The 14,807-nt window shown below is 65.7% G+C and carries 20 protein-coding genes and 1 riboswitch; of the genes, 9 read left to right on the top strand and 11 right to left on the bottom strand.

Translation table 11 applies throughout. The features are described from left to right. Position 1: 1 nt before the first annotated feature. Positions 2 to 598 carry a DUF4232 domain-containing protein gene (locus ACX12F_RS05160; RefSeq protein WP_459368571.1) on the top strand — a complete coding sequence of 199 codons (597 nt, stop codon included), beginning with the start codon at positions 2 to 4 and terminating at the stop codon, positions 596 to 598. Here the strand turns inward: ACX12F_RS05160 and ACX12F_RS05155 are convergent. The 4 genes from ACX12F_RS05155 to ACX12F_RS05140 all read right to left on the bottom strand — a co-directional run bounded on the left by ACX12F_RS05155 (position 582) and on the right by ACX12F_RS05140 (position 2,859). Continuing rightward, a complete protein-coding gene (locus tag ACX12F_RS05155; protein ID WP_459368570.1) occupies positions 582 to 1,334 on the bottom strand; it encodes a class I SAM-dependent methyltransferase in 753 nt (250 codons plus the stop codon). The genes ACX12F_RS05160 and ACX12F_RS05155 overlap by 17 nt on opposite strands. Before the next feature lie 27 nt (positions 1,335 to 1,361). Beyond that, entirely contained in the window at positions 1,362 to 1,760 is a 399-nt protein-coding gene (locus ACX12F_RS05150; protein ID WP_459368569.1) for a VOC family protein, read from the bottom strand. Positions 1,761 to 1,844: 84 nt separating this feature from the next. Further along, positions 1,845 to 2,168, bottom strand: coding sequence for an AzlD domain-containing protein (locus tag ACX12F_RS05145; RefSeq protein ID WP_459368568.1), 324 nt, complete (start codon positions 2,166 to 2,168; stop codon positions 1,845 to 1,847). Continuing rightward, positions 2,161 to 2,859 carry an AzlC family ABC transporter permease gene (locus ACX12F_RS05140; RefSeq protein ID WP_459368567.1) on the bottom strand — a complete coding sequence of 233 codons (699 nt, stop codon included), beginning with the start codon at positions 2,857 to 2,859 and terminating at the stop codon, positions 2,161 to 2,163. Before ACX12F_RS05140 ends, ACX12F_RS05145 begins: the two co-directional genes overlap by 8 nt. Before the next feature lie 80 nt (positions 2,860 to 2,939). Here ACX12F_RS05140 and ACX12F_RS05135 point away from each other — a divergent pair, with 80 nt between their 5' ends. Further along, the gene (locus tag ACX12F_RS05135; protein WP_459368566.1) at positions 2,940 to 3,386 is read left to right on the top strand and encodes an Lrp/AsnC family transcriptional regulator; all 447 of its coding nucleotides are present in this window, start codon (positions 2,940 to 2,942) and stop codon (positions 3,384 to 3,386) included. Positions 3,387 to 3,597: 211 nt separating this feature from the next. Here ACX12F_RS05135 and ACX12F_RS05130 read toward each other — a convergent pair whose 3' ends face one another. After that, a complete protein-coding gene (locus tag ACX12F_RS05130) occupies positions 3,598 to 3,912 on the bottom strand; it encodes a DMT family transporter (protein WP_459368565.1) in 315 nt (104 codons plus the stop codon). A 9-nt stretch (positions 3,913 to 3,921) separates the two neighbouring features. Beyond that, a riboswitch (guanidine-III (ykkC-III) riboswitch) is annotated at positions 3,922 to 3,987 on the bottom strand. 140 nt (positions 3,988 to 4,127) lie between these two features. Between ACX12F_RS05130 and ACX12F_RS05125 the strand changes: the two genes are divergently transcribed. Next, the gene (locus ACX12F_RS05125) at positions 4,128 to 5,492 is read left to right on the top strand and encodes a wax ester/triacylglycerol synthase domain-containing protein (RefSeq protein ID WP_459368564.1); all 1,365 of its coding nucleotides are present in this window, start codon (positions 4,128 to 4,130) and stop codon (positions 5,490 to 5,492) included. A gap of 86 nt (positions 5,493 to 5,578) precedes the next feature. Here ACX12F_RS05125 and ACX12F_RS05120 read toward each other — a convergent pair whose 3' ends face one another. The 4 genes from ACX12F_RS05120 to ychF all read right to left on the bottom strand — a co-directional run bounded on the left by ACX12F_RS05120 (position 5,579) and on the right by ychF (position 7,804). Continuing rightward, positions 5,579 to 5,920 carry a DUF1801 domain-containing protein gene (locus tag ACX12F_RS05120; RefSeq protein WP_459368563.1) on the bottom strand — a complete coding sequence of 114 codons (342 nt, stop codon included), beginning with the start codon at positions 5,918 to 5,920 and terminating at the stop codon, positions 5,579 to 5,581. Between the two features lie 128 nt (positions 5,921 to 6,048). Continuing rightward, the gene (locus ACX12F_RS05115; RefSeq protein WP_459368562.1) at positions 6,049 to 6,258 is read right to left on the bottom strand and encodes a type II toxin-antitoxin system RelE family toxin; all 210 of its coding nucleotides are present in this window, start codon (positions 6,256 to 6,258) and stop codon (positions 6,049 to 6,051) included. Positions 6,259 to 6,311: 53 nt separating this feature from the next. Continuing rightward, complete coding sequence (locus ACX12F_RS05110) at positions 6,312 to 6,593, bottom strand: type II toxin-antitoxin system Phd/YefM family antitoxin (protein ID WP_459368561.1); 282 nt, start codon at positions 6,591 to 6,593, stop codon at positions 6,312 to 6,314. Between the two features lie 137 nt (positions 6,594 to 6,730). After that, the gene (ychF, locus tag ACX12F_RS05105; protein WP_459368560.1) at positions 6,731 to 7,804 is read right to left on the bottom strand and encodes a redox-regulated ATPase YchF; all 1,074 of its coding nucleotides are present in this window, start codon (positions 7,802 to 7,804) and stop codon (positions 6,731 to 6,733) included. A 116-nt stretch (positions 7,805 to 7,920) separates the two neighbouring features. Between ychF and ACX12F_RS05100 the strand changes: the two genes are divergently transcribed. Beyond that, positions 7,921 to 8,892, top strand: a complete 972-nt coding sequence (locus ACX12F_RS05100) for an IS481 family transposase (RefSeq protein ID WP_459367633.1) — start codon at positions 7,921 to 7,923, stop codon at positions 8,890 to 8,892. A 95-nt stretch (positions 8,893 to 8,987) separates the two neighbouring features. Further along, positions 8,988 to 10,136: a DUF6542 domain-containing protein gene (locus ACX12F_RS05095; protein ID WP_459368559.1), complete on the top strand. Its 1,149-nt coding sequence runs from the start codon at positions 8,988 to 8,990 to the stop codon at positions 10,134 to 10,136. 37 nt (positions 10,137 to 10,173) lie between these two features. Here the strand turns inward: ACX12F_RS05095 and ACX12F_RS05090 are convergent, their stop codons facing one another. Beyond that, positions 10,174 to 11,184 (bottom strand): 4-hydroxy-3-methylbut-2-enyl diphosphate reductase, encoded by a 1,011-nt coding sequence (locus tag ACX12F_RS05090; protein WP_138228880.1) that lies wholly within the window; start codon positions 11,182 to 11,184, stop codon positions 10,174 to 10,176. 53 nt (positions 11,185 to 11,237) lie between these two features. Between ACX12F_RS05090 and ACX12F_RS05085 the strand changes: the two genes are divergently transcribed. The 4 genes from ACX12F_RS05085 to ACX12F_RS05070 all read left to right on the top strand — a co-directional run bounded on the left by ACX12F_RS05085 (position 11,238) and on the right by ACX12F_RS05070 (position 14,416). Further along, positions 11,238 to 11,816 carry a lipid droplet-associated protein gene (locus ACX12F_RS05085; RefSeq protein ID WP_459368558.1) on the top strand — a complete coding sequence of 193 codons (579 nt, stop codon included), beginning with the start codon at positions 11,238 to 11,240 and terminating at the stop codon, positions 11,814 to 11,816. A 4-nt stretch (positions 11,817 to 11,820) separates the two neighbouring features. After that, on the top strand, positions 11,821 to 13,065 hold the full coding sequence (gene xseA, locus ACX12F_RS05080; RefSeq protein WP_459368557.1) for an exodeoxyribonuclease VII large subunit: 1,245 nt from the start codon (positions 11,821 to 11,823) through the stop codon (positions 13,063 to 13,065). Further along, entirely contained in the window at positions 13,052 to 13,264 is a 213-nt protein-coding gene (locus tag ACX12F_RS05075) for an exodeoxyribonuclease VII small subunit (protein ID WP_459368556.1), read from the top strand. Before xseA ends, ACX12F_RS05075 begins: the two co-directional genes overlap by 14 nt. A 63-nt stretch (positions 13,265 to 13,327) precedes the next feature. Then, positions 13,328 to 14,416 carry a 3-beta-hydroxysteroid dehydrogenase gene (locus ACX12F_RS05070; protein ID WP_459368555.1) on the top strand — a complete coding sequence of 363 codons (1,089 nt, stop codon included), beginning with the start codon at positions 13,328 to 13,330 and terminating at the stop codon, positions 14,414 to 14,416. A gap of 35 nt (positions 14,417 to 14,451) precedes the next feature. Here ACX12F_RS05070 and ACX12F_RS05065 read toward each other — a convergent pair whose 3' ends face one another. Beyond that, positions 14,452 to 14,727: a dsRBD fold-containing protein gene (locus tag ACX12F_RS05065; protein ID WP_459368554.1), complete on the bottom strand. Its 276-nt coding sequence runs from the start codon at positions 14,725 to 14,727 to the stop codon at positions 14,452 to 14,454. Positions 14,728 to 14,807: the final 80 nt, after the last annotated feature.

Raw genomic sequence — 14,807 nt, 5'->3', positions numbered from 1 at the left:
CATGAAGGTGCTGGCGTGGTCACTGTGCGCGCTTACGGTCGCGCTCGCCGCGGGCTGCTCGACTCAGCACTCGGCGCCGGCACCCTCGACGGTGACCGTGACCGCTCCTCGGCAGACCAGCGCGTCTCCCGTCACGGCGACGTCGGCCGCGCCGCCCCTGACCGGAACAGTAACGGCGCCGGCCACCCAAACCCCCTCGGCAGCAACACAACTCGGGCCTTGTCAGGACAACGACCTCGAAGTCACGGTCGGGCCGCTGCAAACGGCCAACACTCAGCGCCGCGTCGTGGTGTCGTTCCGCAACACCTCATCACGCGGTTGCACCATGGTCGGTTACCCCGGCGCGGACCTGGTGACGCCGGCCGGCGGCGTCCTGATCAACGTGCCACGGCGACCGGCCAACGCGGCACATCGGCTAACCCTGCAACCCGGCGACATCGCCACGGCCGACGTGTCGACGTCCGCGGTGGACACGGGCACGGGCAATACATGTGCCCGCTGGGGGCAGCTGGTGGTCACCCCGCCCGACGACTTCACGTCCCACCCGATGGGCATCGACCTGCCGATTTGCAACGCGAGCATCAGTTCGGTCGACTGACCCTGCCGCGGACGGCCCATGCGGCAGCGGTCACCGTGAACGGACCAGCGCCCAGCCGTTGGCGCGCAACCGTTTCCAGCTGTGTTCGAGCCTTGTCATCGAGGCGCTGCACATAGTCACCCGCGACGCCGACGCCGTATGTGTACGGCTCCCACCACTCGGCAAAACTCGGGTGCACGACGTCAACCGCGATGAGCTCCTCCCGCACGTCACTCAGACCCGCGGCACGGAAGACGTCCGTCAGGTAGCCGCGCGGCGCACCCGAGACCAGGCCCTGATCGTCTGCGTCCGGGTCAATGGCATGCACCGCATCCCAAAATGGCGTGAGCGCACCGCTTTTGGCGTCCCACATACAAGCCGCGACGACGCCGCCATTGCGCGTCACCCGCGCCATCTGGCTGACACCGCCCACGGGATCGGTCATGAAATGGACCACCAGCTGGGCCAGCGCGGCATCGAAAGCCCCCGTGCCGTAAGGCAATCGCTCGGCGGTACCGAGGCGGACATCGACCGCCGGGAAGCGCTCGCCGACCGCATCGACGAATGTCGGCGACGGATCGACGGCCACAACGCTGGCCCCGGCAGAGTGAAGATACGCCGTCAGCGCACCGGGGCCACAGCCCACGTCCAGCACCGTGCCACTGACCCCGCAGAAGGCGCCGAACACCTCCGCAAGAGGCTCGGCATACCGGCCCATGTAGCGGCCGTACGCTTCCGGTGAGACGACGAAGCCCACCAGCAGATGCTAGGCCGCGAACCGGGGCTACACGCCGAATTTTGCCCTTGCGTCGTCAGTCACCGGAGTGAAGAGGTTGACCAGGTTGCCGTCGGGATCGCGGAACATCAGTGCGCGGTTTCCCCAGGGCATCGTGGTGGGCTCGGTGACGACCTCGTCGAGCCGGCCTCGCAGACGTGCATATTCGGCGTCCACGTCGGCCACGATGAACTCGATGATGGCGCTTCGGTTCGCCGCGGGCTCAGCGGAGCCTGCCCCGAACAGCGGGACGGTCTTGACGCTGCCGATAGCCAAAGTACCTACCGGCGTTGGGATTTCCGCGAACATTTCGTTGGCCCAGACCGCCGCGGCGCCGGTGACCAGTTCGTAGAAGCCGACCAGGCTCGGCACGTCGGCGGTGATGATGCGGGTGGAGACAAGCTTCATGGCGGGCACGTTATCGGCACCCACCGACAACCTCGCTGGGCCGAGAGGGCTTGATGAGCGAGGGATCGAGAATGCCGGCTGTCGTCAGAACCCGTTGACGAGCAACACATAGGCCAGGGTTCCGGCGCCGACACTGAGAAGCGTCCGTCGCCCGCCGCGTAGGTGGACGCCCGCGGTGAGCGCCACCGCGAATGCCGCGAATGCCAAGCGGTTGCCGTCGACGGCAACCGAGCGGAACGTGCTCGCCGCGAGAATCACCACGATGCCGACCGGCATCCAGGCGGCCATCGTGTTGACGAAGCGGGACTTTCGCAGGGGCTGGAGAATCGCGAACGGCACCGCACGCAACGCCAGATTGATGCCGAAGACGGTGGCCAGGACGGCCGCGAGGTACTTGAGATCAAGCACGACGCGACCGCCCCAGGAGGTAGCGCGCGACCAGCGCGGCGATGAACAGCAGCAGCCCGACGAACAACGCCGCGTGCGGCGCAATCACCACCGCGAGCGAGAAGCTGAGGGCGGCGAGCAGAAGCGAGGGCACGCCATCGCGGGATCGGCACGCGTCGAGCGTCAGGGTGACGAACAGCGCGCACAGTGCGAACTCGAGCCCTTCGATACGGGCCGGCAGCAGCGACCCGAGCAGGACGCCTGTCAAACCACCGCCGACCCAATAAAACTGGAACGCGGCCTGCATCGAGACCAGGCGCCACGACGTCCAGCCGCGCGGTTTGGCGGCGGTGACCGCGTACGCCTCGTCGACCAGCGTGTAGACCGAGTAGGCACGCGCGACTCGGTTCCGCACGACGTGCAGCGGGAACGTGAACGCGTAGAAGACGTGGCGGAAGTTCACCAGGAACGCGGTCAGCGCGATGGTGGCCAACGGGGTCGCGGCGGCGATCATGCCGATCAGCAGTAGCTCCAGCGAGCCGGCGAAACACGCGATGGACAGCGCAGGCGCGACCCACCAGGGCAAGCCCGCCTGGATGACCAACAAGCCGAAGGCGACGCCGATCGGGTACATACCCAGGCCGGCGGCGAGCGACGCCCGCACACCGGCGGCGATCTCCGCCTTTCGCGATGCCGGCGCCAGAGTAGCCATGACAACAATGATCCCAGGTCGAGCGCAGAATATGGTTGCCACTTAGTGCCCTACCGACAGGTATCGGGCAATAATTGGTTATGGACCGCCTTGATGCAGCAATAATTGACGTCCTACGCGAGGATGGCCGGATCGCGAATGTCGCACTGGCCGAACGGGTCGGGCTCACTCCGGGGCCATGCCTGCGCCGGGTGCAGCGACTCGAAGCCGACGGCGTCATCGTCGGCTACCAGGCCCAGATCTCACCCGCCGCCGCCAACCAGAGCTTCGAAGTGCTTCTCGACATCGAGATCACGGACTTCGACATGACGAGCATCGAGTCTTTCGAAGACAAGATGGCCGCGTATCCCCAAGTCCTCGAACTCCATCGACTGTTCGGGTCGCCGGACTACCTCTGCCGCGTCGCGGTCGCGGACCTCGCTGCCTACGAGCAGTTCTTGACCAGCAAGGTGCTGTCCATCCCCGGCATCCATCGCGTCTCGTCGCGGTTCCCGATGAAGACGATCAAGTCCCTGCGGCCTACGTAAATCCGTCGAGGGGATGACCGCCAACCGCAGTTCGGCGCGAACAACGGCCCGAATGAGGCCGGCCAAACGTACGGCGAGATGACGGAGTCGCTCATCGCCTGGTGTCATCACGACCGTGAGCCCTGTGCACGAAAATCGTGCCGATCGGGTGCACAGCCCTCACAGTCGATGGCTCAAGCGGGATGGCGGGCAACCTACGCCCGACACGGGATCAGTGCACGAGTTTGAGCCCCACCACGCCGCCGACGATCATCACCAGGAAAACCGCCTTTAGCACTGACGTCGGCTCGTCGCCGGTCGCCATCGCGTAGACCACAGTGAGCACGGCGCCGATTCCCACCCAGACCGCGTAGGCGGTTCTGACCGGAAGATCGCGCATCACGTAAGCCAACCCCGCCATGCTGGCAACGATCGCAACTGCGAACACGATGCTTGGCGACAGTCTGCTGAACCCTTCGGATTTGCCCATGGCTGTTGCCCACACCGCTTCGAGGACACCGGAAATGACAAGAACCACCCACGCCATGACGTTTCTCCCGGGCCGTCTTGTCGCACACCGGGTACGGCACCCATCGTCCGGGAGCCTCCGTTAAGGCTCTGTTACGAAGTTCTCACACGTGCTATCGGGTGGCAAGGTCAGCTCGGGCGATGGACCTCACTACTAGGGGACAAAGTCACCGCCGACGCCGATGGCATTGTGACGCGGATCGCTGGCGTCGTAGCTTCGTGTTGGAGGCCACGATGCCTGAATTCATGAGCGCCAGCGACGCATTCACCTGGGCGATGGAAAGCGATCCCCGCTTGCGATCGACGGTAGTGACGGTGATCTTGTTGGAGCACGTACCGGACTGGAGCGTCGTGCGCTCGCGATTCCAGCTGATCGCCACGAAGCTACCGATGTTGCGCAAACGGCTGGTCGAGTCGGTGCCGCCGGCGCCGCCGCGGTGGGTGCATTGCCGCGACTTCGACCTCGACTTCCACCTCTCCCGGGTGTCGGCGCCTGAGCCGGGAAATCTTGACGTCGTCTTGGAAATGGCGCGGCGCGCGGCCATGGATGAGTTCGACCACGCCCGCCCGATGTGGGAGGTCACGTTCATCGACGGCCTGGCCGACAGCGGTGCGGCGGTGGTGTGCAAGTTCCACCACTCGTTGACCGACGGCTTGGGCGGCGTGCAGATCGCGATGACGCTGTTCGACCTCAGCGAGGAGCCGCGGCTGATCGGTGAAGAGGTTGTCGAACCCCACATCCCGGGCCGGCACCTCTTGCAGGGCTACCGAGCCTCCATCGGCTACGACGTGGGACTGTTGTCGGCGGCCGTCCGCGGCGCGCTGCGGGCGGGACCCTCGTTGGCGCTGAACAGCATTCGCCGTCCGCTCCAGACGGCATCGGAGGCGACCGAGTTGGTGGCGTCGGTGTATCGCACCGTGCGACCGGTGAACCGAACCGGTTCCCCATTGATGACGAAGCGCTCGCTGGTTCGGCGCCTCGGGGTGTTGGAAGTGTCGAGACCCCGATTACACGAGGCCGCACATCGCGGCGGCGGCGCACTCAATGACGCATTCGTTGCCGGGATAGCCGGCGGACTGCGCCACTACCACAACAAGCACGGCGTCAACGTCGGTGATCTGCATCTGACCATGCCAGTGAGCCTGCGAACCAAGGACGACCCCATGGGCGGCAACCGGATCACCCTGATGCGGTTCGACGTGCCGGTCGGAGTAGCCGATCCCGCACAGCGGATCAAGGCGATCAACAAACGCACGCAGCAAGTGCGTCATGAGAAGTCGCTGCCCTATACCCAATTGATCGCCGGCGCCCTCAACTTGATGCCGCGCTGGTACATCGGGTCGATCCTGCGCCACGTCGACTTCCTCGCCAGCGACGTGCCCGGCATCCCGGTACCGGTGTATCTGGGTGGCGCAAAAGTGCGGGCGCAGTACGCATTCGGGCCGACGATCGGTGCTGCCGTCAACGTCACACTGTTGACCTACGTCGATACCTGCTCATTGGGAATCGACGTGGACACCGGCGCGATCCCGGATTTCGACGCGTTCCGCGACTGCCTGGTCGCGGGCTTCGACGAGGTCCTGGCCCTCGCCGATTGATACTCGCTAGACGTTGGCGCGAATCTCCACCACGTTGTGTCGCCGATAGATGACGCCGGCCCCCGTGAACGATCGGCCCCGGCACCCTAACTGCGGTTGGCTCTCACTGCCTCGTGAATCAATGCCTTGAACGCGTCTGCGTCCAGTTCGTCGCCTTCGTGCAGATCAATGGCACGCCGGACTCCCGCGTCGAGACTCGCGTTGAACAAATGATCCGGGTCGTTCAGGGACGCGCCTTTGGCGAAGGTCGTCTTAACCTTGTCCTTGTACGTCTCCACCGTGCAGATGAGGCCGTCCAATGAAAACGTCGGCACACCGTCGGGGTTGGACGGCTTGCGCCACTTGGACTCCTCGACGACATCGGGTTCGGCTTGTTTGATCAATGACCGCAGCTTGTCGACTCGATCGATGCGCCAATCCCCACTCACAGCCGTCAATGTACTAGGCACATGTGGCTGTCACCGGAGGTGGAGAAGATTGCGCGATTGCGCAATCTTCTCCACCCTCGGGGCACTGCCCGGACCTACACGTTGAAGCGGAACTCCACCGAATTGCGTCACCGATAAACGTCTCGCCGGTGACGCACGTCGATAACCCGAACCACGATTCTGTCGTCGTGAATCTCGTAGATCACCCTGAAGTCACCCCGGCGCGCAGAGTATCTACCTGCGAGGTCATTACGCAGCGCCTTTCCGACCCGTAACGGGTTGTCCGCCAGAACGTTCGTAATGAACTCCCAACAGGCAGCCGCAACCTCCTCTGGCAACTCCTCAGACAGGCTCCTGCGAGCGCGGCGGGTCAGCTCGATCCGATACGCCGCTATTTCACAATCCCTTTCGCACGGAGTTCCGCCTCAACCTCGTCAGCGGAGTAGAGGCGCCCGGCAGTGATATCGGCATCCGCCTCCCGCATTGCGGCCATCGCGGCTGCGTCGCCGAGGATGTCCAAAGTCTCCATGATCGAGTCGTAGTCATCGGCACTGAGAAGCACTGCTGCTCGACGGCCCTGGCGGGTTACCTCGACACGCTGATGCGTGCGCACGGCCTCATCAACCAGCTTTGAGAGGTTCGCGCGAACTTCTGCGAGCGGAAGCGTCTCCATGTACAGAATTCTAGCGTCCAATTCGCCCCTGGTCCTGTGGTGGCTGAACCACTCGGATCGTTCGGCGAACCAAGATCGAGAGTGAGCCGTATGCACGAAATCGACGCCGACCGCGTGCGTACCCCTCACATCCGCAGCTACACGTTAAATCTGAACTCCACCACGTCCCCGTCGACCATGACGTAGTCCTTGCCTTCCATCCGGACCTTGCCGGCGGCCTTGGCAGCGGCCATCGAGCCGGCCTCGACGAGGTCATCGAAGGCCACGATCTCGGCCTTGATGAAGCCCTTCTCGAAGTCGGTGTGGATGACGCCGGCCGCCTTGGGTGCGGTGTCGCCCTGGTGGATGGTCCAGGCGCGCGCTTCCTTGGGTCCGGCCGTCAGGTAGGTCTGCAGCTTCAGCGTCCGGAAACCGGCGCGCGCCAACGCATCCAGGCCGCGCTCGGTCTGGCCGATGGACTCCAGCAGCTCCGCGGCGGACTCGTCGTCGAGCTCCAGCAGCTCGGCCTCGATCTTGGCGTCCAGGAACACGGCTTCGGCCGGTGCCACCAGAGCCGACAGCTCGGCCTTGCGCGCCTCGTCCGTCAGCACCGACTCGTCGGCGTTGAAGACGTACAGGAACGGCTTGACGGTCATCAGGTTCAGTTCCCGCAGGATCGACCAGTCCTTGCCGGTGGAGAACAGCGTCTTGCCCTCGTTGAAGATCGCCTGGGCGGCCACCACGGCGTCGAGTATCGGCTTGCGGTCCTTGTTGGTGCGGGCTTCCTTCTCGAGCCGCGGCAGCGCCTTCTCGAGGGTCTGCATGTCGGCGAGGATCAGCTCGGTCTCGATGACCTCGATGTCGGACTTGGGGTCGACGCGGCCATCGACGTGCACGACGTCGTCATCGGCGAAGGCGCGCACCACCTGACAGATGGCGTCGGCCTCCCGGATGTTGGCCAGGAACTTGTTGCCCAGGCCCGCGCCCTCGGACGCGCCCTTCACGATGCCGGCGATGTCCACGAACGTCACGGGCGCCGGGACGGTCTTCTCGGAACCGAAGATCTCGGCGAGTTTGTCTAGCCGCGGGTCGGGCAGCGGCACCACGCCCTCGTTGGGTTCGATCGTTGCGAACGGATAATTAGCCGCGAGCACGTCATTACGTGTCAACGCGTTGAACAGCGTCGACTTTCCGACGTTCGGCAGACCGACGATTCCCAGGTTCAGACCCACGAGTTCGACAGTTTAAGTGTCGTGACCCAAGAGGTTGTTGACGGCGTGCCTGCTTGAAATGGGGAGGACCTCCTGACGGAGTGGATGTGTCTGGCATTCACCCGTAGGAGGTCCTCGTGTCTCACGCTAACGCCCGTACCAATCTGTTCGCTCGTCGCCTGATCGTTGAGCGTGTCGCCGCTGGTTGGCCACCGGCGCATGTGGCCGAGCAACTCGGTATTTCACGGTCGACGGTGTACAAGTGGCTGCGCCGATATGCCGAAGGCGGTGAGGCGGCGTTGGCCGACCGCTCATCACGCCCGAATCACATGCCCCGGCGCACCAGCGCCCAGGTCGAGAAGAAGGTGCTGGCCGCCCGGGCCCGCCGCAAGCGTGGTGCGGTGGTGCTCGCCGCCGAACTGAATCTGAATCCGTCGACGATCGGACGGATTCTCGCGCGCCATCAGGTGCCGCATCTGTCGGCGATCGATCCGATCACCGGCACGTCGGTGCGCACCTCGCGGCGCCAACCGAACCGCTATGAACACCGCACCCCTGGGGCCATGGTCCATGTCGATGTCAAAAAGCTCGGCCGAATCCCCCGTGGTGGGGGTTGGCGGTTGCACGGACGCGACGCCAAAGTGTCAATTGCCAACCGGCACAAGAAAACCAAGATCGGCTACGACTACATCCACACCGCTATCGATGACCGCACCCGGCTGGCCTACAGCGAAGTGCACACCGATGAAAAAGACCTGACCTGCGCAGCGTTTTTGCACCGAGCCTTGCTCTGGTTCGCCGGCCACGGCGTGCGCACGAGGCGACTGCTGACCGACAACGCCTTGGTCTACCGCCGCGGCACCAACTGGGGCTGGGTGTGCTCCGCGTGGCAGCTCAAACGCCGCTTCATTAAACCCGGCTGCCCCTGGACCAACGGCAAAGCCGAACGCTTCAACCGGACCCTGCTCACCGAATGGGCCTACGCCCGCCCATGGACCTCCAACAGCCAACGCACACACGGCCTTGACCGATTCCTCGACCACTACAACACTCAACGAGGCCACTCCGCCCTCAGCGGAAAACCACCCATCAGCCGGCTCGCCGCCTGACAACAACGTGTCAGGTCACGACATTTAAGCGGCGCCACACTGTTCCAAACCCCACCTATCGGCGCTATGGCAGGAATTGCCGGTACGGTCTAGGAGTGTCAGCAGAGCATCATGGGCCCGAAGCCGCCCTCGATCGCCGCTCGGCGCTGCCCAGCATCCCGGGAATCCCCTGGTGGGGAGCCATTGTGCTGGCCGTCACAGCCACCGCGATCGGCTTCGCCTACGACGCCGGCACCGGTGACAAAGAACTCAGCGCTTTCTTCACTTTCTGCTACGTGGCCGGCTGTGTACTCGCTGTGCTCGCGGTGCGGCGGTCCGGCATTTTCACCGCCGTCATCCAGCCGCCGCTGATTCTTTTCGTTGCTGTTCCCGGCGCGTACTTCATGTTCCACAGCGACAAGATCGCCGGCATCAAGGACCTGCTGATCAATTGCGGGTATCCGCTGATCGAGCGTTTTCCGACGATGTTCTTCACCGCAGCGGCGGTTCTCGTCCTCGGCCTGGTCCGCTGGTTTGTCCTGCCGCAGTTCCTGACCTACGAGGACGACGAGGACGAGGCAGTCGCCGAGGCCAAGCCGCGCCGCACCCGCCGCCAGGCCGACGACGAAGACGAAGACGTCGCGCCCGCCGGACTGGCCGGACTCGCCGCAACGCTGTCGGCCAAGCTCACCAAGCTGACCACCGGTCAGACGCCGCGCAGTACCCGCACCCGGGCGACCCCGTCGCGTCGTTCGTCAGCCGACTCACCGCGCCGTAGCTCCGCCGATCCGCAACGCGCACCGCGTCCGGCACGTGCCCGTGCGCACGCCGGCGACACCGAGCTGATCGATCCGGTGCCGGGTCAGATGCGGCGGCCGCGGCCCGCTCGCCCACGCCCGGCAGCCACCGACCCGTATGCCGTTCCCGACGAGCCCCGTCGTCGCCCGCGACCGGCCACCGACCCGCGTGAACCGCGTCGCACCCCGCCGCAGGAGCGCTACGACTACCGGGAGCCACGGGAGCGGGATCGCTACGAGCGGCCGTCACAGCGCCCGGCCGCGTCCGAGCCGCGCCGTCGTCGCTACGCCGACGATCCGTACGAGCCCAGCGACCGCTACCAGTCCCCCGCTCGGCCGTCGCGGAGCGCGCCGCCCAGCGGCGCCCACCACCCGGTTTCCCGGGTGCGGTACCGCGGTTCAGACGACGACGCCGCAGCACCCGAGCCAGGTGAGCGCCGTCCGCGTCAGCCCCAGAACTGGGACTGACGCCGGCCGCGTCACCGCTCGGAAAAGCGCTCGAAAATCAGTGCCGGGCCGGACGAATCTCGCGCGGCAGCGCGAAGACCAGCGTCTCGTTGGCGGTGGTGACGGGCTGGACCGTGTCGTAGCCGAATTCCGCGAGGCGCTCGAGCACGCCGCGCACCAAGATCTCGGGCACCGACGCACCTGAGGTGACGCCGACCGTCGTGACGTTCTCCAGCCACGCCGGATCGATGTCCTCGGCGTAGTCGACCAGCTTGGCCGCGTTCGAGCCGGCATTCAGCGCCACCTCGACCAAGCGCACCGAGTTCGACGAGTTGCGCGAGCCGACGACGATCACCAGCTCGCATTCCGGGGCCATCGCCTTGACCGCAACCTGGCGGTTCTGGGTGGCGTAGCAGATGTCGTCGCTGGGCGGGTCCTGCAGCGTCGGGAACTTCTCCCGCAGTCGCCGCACGGTCTCCATGGTCTCGTCGACGGACAGGGTGGTCTGGGACAGCCAGATGACCTTGTTGGGATCCCGCACCGTCACCTTGTCGACGGCGTCGGGGTTGTCGACGACCTGTACATGGTCAGGTGCCTCGCCCGCGGTGCCGACGACCTCTTCGTGGCCCTCGTGGCCGACCAGCAGGATGTCGTAGTCGTCGCGGGCGAAGCGCTTGGCCTCGTTGTGCACCTTGGTGACCAGCGGGCAGGTGGCGTCGATGGTCCGCAGATTACGCGCCGCGGCTTCCTCGTGCACCGTCGGCGCGACGCCGTGGGCCGAGAACACCACGATGGCACCCTCGGGCACCTCATCGGTCTGCTCGACGAACACGGCCCCGGCCTTGGCCAGGGTGTCCACCACGTAGCGGTTGTGCACGATCTCGTGCCGCACGTACACCGGAGCGCCGTGCTTTTCCAGTGCCCGCTCGACGGTCTCCACGGCGCGGTCGACGCCTGCGCAGTAGCCGCGCGGCTCGGCGAGCAGCACGCGCTTGCCGGTTTTGCTCATCGCGGCGCCGGCGACCGAAACGGTGGCGCCGGGAATGCCCATATTGATCGTCGGTGGCATGGCTCAAGGGTACTGACCACCGCCAAGCCCCAGCCAGCCGTACTCTGGCAAGCATGTCTACTGCGCCCTACGGAGTCCGGCTGCTGGTCGGCGCGGCTGCGACCGCGCTCGAGGAGACCATTCGGCTCCCCCACACCATCCTGACCTACCCGATGACTCTGGCCAGTCAGTTCGCTCAGCTGGTCATGAAGATGCAGCAAGACCTGGCCGAACTGGTCAACAAGGGCGACGAGACGCTCGAGCAGTGGTTCCCGCCGAAGGATGAGCAGCCGGAGTGGGCCACCTTCGACGAGGATCTGCTGGACGCGGCCCCCACGGACACGGCTGCCCCCACCGAACAGCCCGACGGCGCCCGCCTGACCGAGGGCCGCTTCGCGCTGTACAGCACCGGTGCCGCCGACGCCCCGAAGCCGGCGACGAACGGTTCGGCCAACAACGGAGCGGTTGTGACCCCGGCCGTCGTCGACGATCTGAGCTACGCCGACCTGACGCTGGCTCAGCTGCGGGCGCGGCTGCCCCAGCTCAAAGTGGACGACCTCGAGGCGCTGCTGACCTACGAGAACAACACGAAGTCCCGCGCGCCGTTCCAGACGCTGCTGGCCAACAGGATCACCCGCGCGACCGCGAAGTGATGCGGTGACGTCGGCTGCCGCAGCGGCCGAGAACGAGAACTCGGCCGAGAATCCGTGGCCGGTCCGGGCGGTGTCCACCCGGGTGGCCAAGTACATCGACCGGCTCGGCACCATCTGGATCGAGGGCCAGCTCACCGAGCTGAAGTTGCGCCAGTCGACGGCGTGGATGGTGCTGCGCGACCCGGCCGCCGACATGTCGCTGTCGGTCAGCTGCCCGCGTGCTCTGGTCGACGACGCCCCGGTCCCGCTGTCCGAGGGCACCCAGGTGATCATGCTGGGCAAGCCGCAGTTCTACACCCGCAACGGCTCGTTCTCGTTGCGTATCAGCCAGATTCGCGCGGTGGGCATCGGCGAGCTGCTGGCTCGGATCGATCGGCTACGCCGGCTGCTGGATGCCGAGGGTCTGTTCGATCCGCGGCTGAAGCGCCCGATTCCGTTCCTACCGGGCACCATCGGCCTCATCACCGGTCGGGCCTCGGCAGCCGAGCACGACGTCGTCACGGTCGCCGAAAGCCGTTGGCCCGCGGTTCACTTCGATATCCGCAACACCGCTGTGCAGGGCACCAATGCGGTGCCACAGATCGTCGAGGCCCTGCGCGCCCTGGACGCCGCACCGCACGTGGACGTCATCGTGATCGCACGCGGCGGCGGCAGCGTCGAGGACCTGCTGCCGTTCTCCGACGAGACGCTGTGCCGCGAGATCGCCGCCTGCACCACCCCGGTGGTCAGCGCCGTCGGGCACGAACCGGACAACCCACTCTGCGACCTGGTCGCCGACCTGCGGGCGGCCACCCCGACCGACGCTGCCAAACGCATCGTCCCAGACGCCGCCGCCGAACAGGCGTTGGTGACCGACCTGCGCCGGCGCAGCGCACAGGCGCTGCGCAACTGGGTGCACCGCGAAGAGCGCTTCATCGGTCAACTGCGCGGCCGCCCGGTCCTGGCACAGCCACTGCACGCGCTCGACGTCCGCGCCGAGGAGATCACCCGCGCGGTGGCAGCCGCGCGGCGCGATATCCGGCGGCTGATCGCCACTGAAACCGACCATGTCGGCCACCTGTCGGCCCGGCTGGCCACCCTGGGCCCGGCCGCGACGCTGGCGCGTGGGTACTCCGTGGTGCAGAACCTGTCGGCAGCCGGCGCGGTCCTGCGGTCCGCACAGGATGCCCCGGCGGGAACCAGACTCCGAATCCGGGTGGCCGACGGCGCCGTCACGACCGTGAGCGAAGGAATATATGACGAACATTAGTCAGCTTGGCTACGAAGATGCCCGCGACGAACTGATCGAGGTTGTCCGCCAACTGGAGGCGGGCGGGCTCGATCTCGATACCTCGCTGCAGCTCTGGGAAAGGGGCGAACAGCTGGCAAAACGGTGCGAAGAGCACCTGGCCGGCGCGCGCAAGAAGGTCGAGGACGCACTCGCCGCGGGCGCCGACGACGAAAATTGATCACCGCGGTAATTTCCGCAGCGCCCTGTTAACTGGAACACGTTTCAGTTATGCTCCTGCATCATGCGTGATGCTTCCCTGACCACAGACCTCGGCCGCGTGCTGGTAACCGGCGGGTCTGGCTTTGTCGGCGCCAACCTGGTGACCGAACTGCTCGACCGTGGCCACCACGTCCGGTCGTTCGACCGGGTGCCGTCCCCGCTGCCGGCCAACCCGAATCTGGAGACGCAGGTCGGCGACATCACGAACCCCGACGACGTCGCGGCAGCGGTCAAGGATATCGACACGATCATCCACACCGCGGCGATCATCGACCTCATGGGCGGCGCGTCCGTCACCGACGAGTACCGCAACCGCAGCTTCGGCGTGAACGTCGGTGGCACCGAGAACCTGGTGAAGATCGGCCGGGCCGCGGGCGTCAAGCGCTTCGTCTACACCGCCTCGAACAGCGTGGTGATGGGTGGTCAGGACATCCAGAACGGCGACGAGACCATGCCGTACACCGCTCGCTTCAACGACCTCTACACCGAGACCAAGGTCGCCGCCGAGAAGTTCGTGCTGTCGCAGAACGACATTGAGGGGGACGGGTCGGGCTTACTCACTTGCTCCATCCGGCCCAGCGGCATCTGGGGCCGGGGCGACCAGACCATGTTCCGCAAGGTGTTCGAGAACATCCTCGCCGGCCACGTCAAAGTCCTGGTGGGCAACAAGAACATCAAGCTGGACAACTCCTACGTGCACAACCTGATCCACGGTTTCATCCTGGCGGGCGAGCACCTGGTGCCGGGCGGTACCGCACCCGGGCAGGCGTACTTCATCAACGACGGCGAACCGCTCAACATGTTCGAGTTCGCCCGCCCCGTGATCACCGCGTGCGGCCGCAAGCTGCCAACCTTCTACGTCTCCGGCAAGCTCGTGCACCGCGTGATGATGGCGTGGCAGTGGCTGCACTTCAAGTTCGCCCTGCCCGAGCCGCTGATCGAGCCGCTGGCCGTGGAGCGGCTGTACCTGAACAACTACTTCTCGATCGCCAAGGCCAAGCGCGACCTCGGCTACGAGCCGCTGTTCAATACCGAGCAGGCCATGAAGGAGTGCATGCCGTATTACGTCGACCTCTTCCGTCAGATGGAAGAGGCGGACGCTGCGAAGTAGCCGCCACGAAACCCCGACGGCCCGTGTGCCTCTACTCAGCGGTAGAGGTGCGCGGGCCGTTTGGTTGACTGCTCGATGTTGGCCGAAGCGGCGACGAGCAGATCGGTCCCGAGCGCGATGAGGGCGCGGGCGGCCGCGATCTCCTCGCCGATCATCGGCGCACTCGGATCTTTGGGATTGCGGTAGGCATCCCCCGTCGTGGCGATGGTGTCGTCACGGAGCCGGGCATGCGCCGAGGCGTGGGTGTGAACATCGTCCTCGAAGAACTCGATCTCGACGTGCCACTTGTTGGTCAGATCCTTGTCGTACATGTCGATCACCTTCCCAATTCAAGGGTGCGCTTTGCGCCGCCTGATGTCGACACGTGACGAGTGCCGATCGGGGCCGTTCT

Source organism: Mycolicibacterium sp. HS_4_1 (assembly GCF_054515875.1).
This window is presented reverse-complemented; position numbering and strand designations above follow the sequence as displayed.

Excerpts from the sequence above, each read along its gene's own strand:
- ACX12F_RS05075 (WP_459368556.1), top strand. The coding sequence starts at position 13,052 with ATGACGAACATTAGTCAGCTTGGCTACGAAGATGCCCGCGACGAACTG.
- ACX12F_RS05065 (WP_459368554.1), bottom strand. The coding sequence starts at position 14,727 with ATGTACGACAAGGATCTGACCAACAAGTGGCACGTCGAGATCGAGTTC.
- ACX12F_RS05140 (WP_459368567.1), bottom strand. The coding sequence starts at position 2,859 with ATGGCTACTCTGGCGCCGGCATCGCGAAAGGCGGAGATCGCCGCCGGT.
- ACX12F_RS05160 (WP_459368571.1), top strand. The coding sequence starts at position 2 with ATGAAGGTGCTGGCGTGGTCACTGTGCGCGCTTACGGTCGCGCTCGCC.
- ACX12F_RS05125 (WP_459368564.1), top strand. The coding sequence starts at position 4,128 with ATGCCTGAATTCATGAGCGCCAGCGACGCATTCACCTGGGCGATGGAA.
- ACX12F_RS05070 (WP_459368555.1), top strand. The coding sequence starts at position 13,328 with ATGCGTGATGCTTCCCTGACCACAGACCTCGGCCGCGTGCTGGTAACC.
- ACX12F_RS05110 (WP_459368561.1), bottom strand. The coding sequence starts at position 6,593 with ATGGAGACGCTTCCGCTCGCAGAAGTTCGCGCGAACCTCTCAAAGCTG.
- ACX12F_RS05130 (WP_459368565.1), bottom strand. The coding sequence starts at position 3,912 with ATGGCGTGGGTGGTTCTTGTCATTTCCGGTGTCCTCGAAGCGGTGTGG.
- ACX12F_RS05085 (WP_459368558.1), top strand. The coding sequence starts at position 11,238 with ATGTCTACTGCGCCCTACGGAGTCCGGCTGCTGGTCGGCGCGGCTGCG.
- ACX12F_RS05090 (WP_138228880.1), bottom strand. The coding sequence starts at position 11,184 with ATGCCACCGACGATCAATATGGGCATTCCCGGCGCCACCGTTTCGGTC.
- ACX12F_RS05150 (WP_459368569.1), bottom strand. The coding sequence starts at position 1,760 with ATGAAGCTTGTCTCCACCCGCATCATCACCGCCGACGTGCCGAGCCTG.
- ACX12F_RS05135 (WP_459368566.1), top strand. The coding sequence starts at position 2,940 with ATGGACCGCCTTGATGCAGCAATAATTGACGTCCTACGCGAGGATGGC.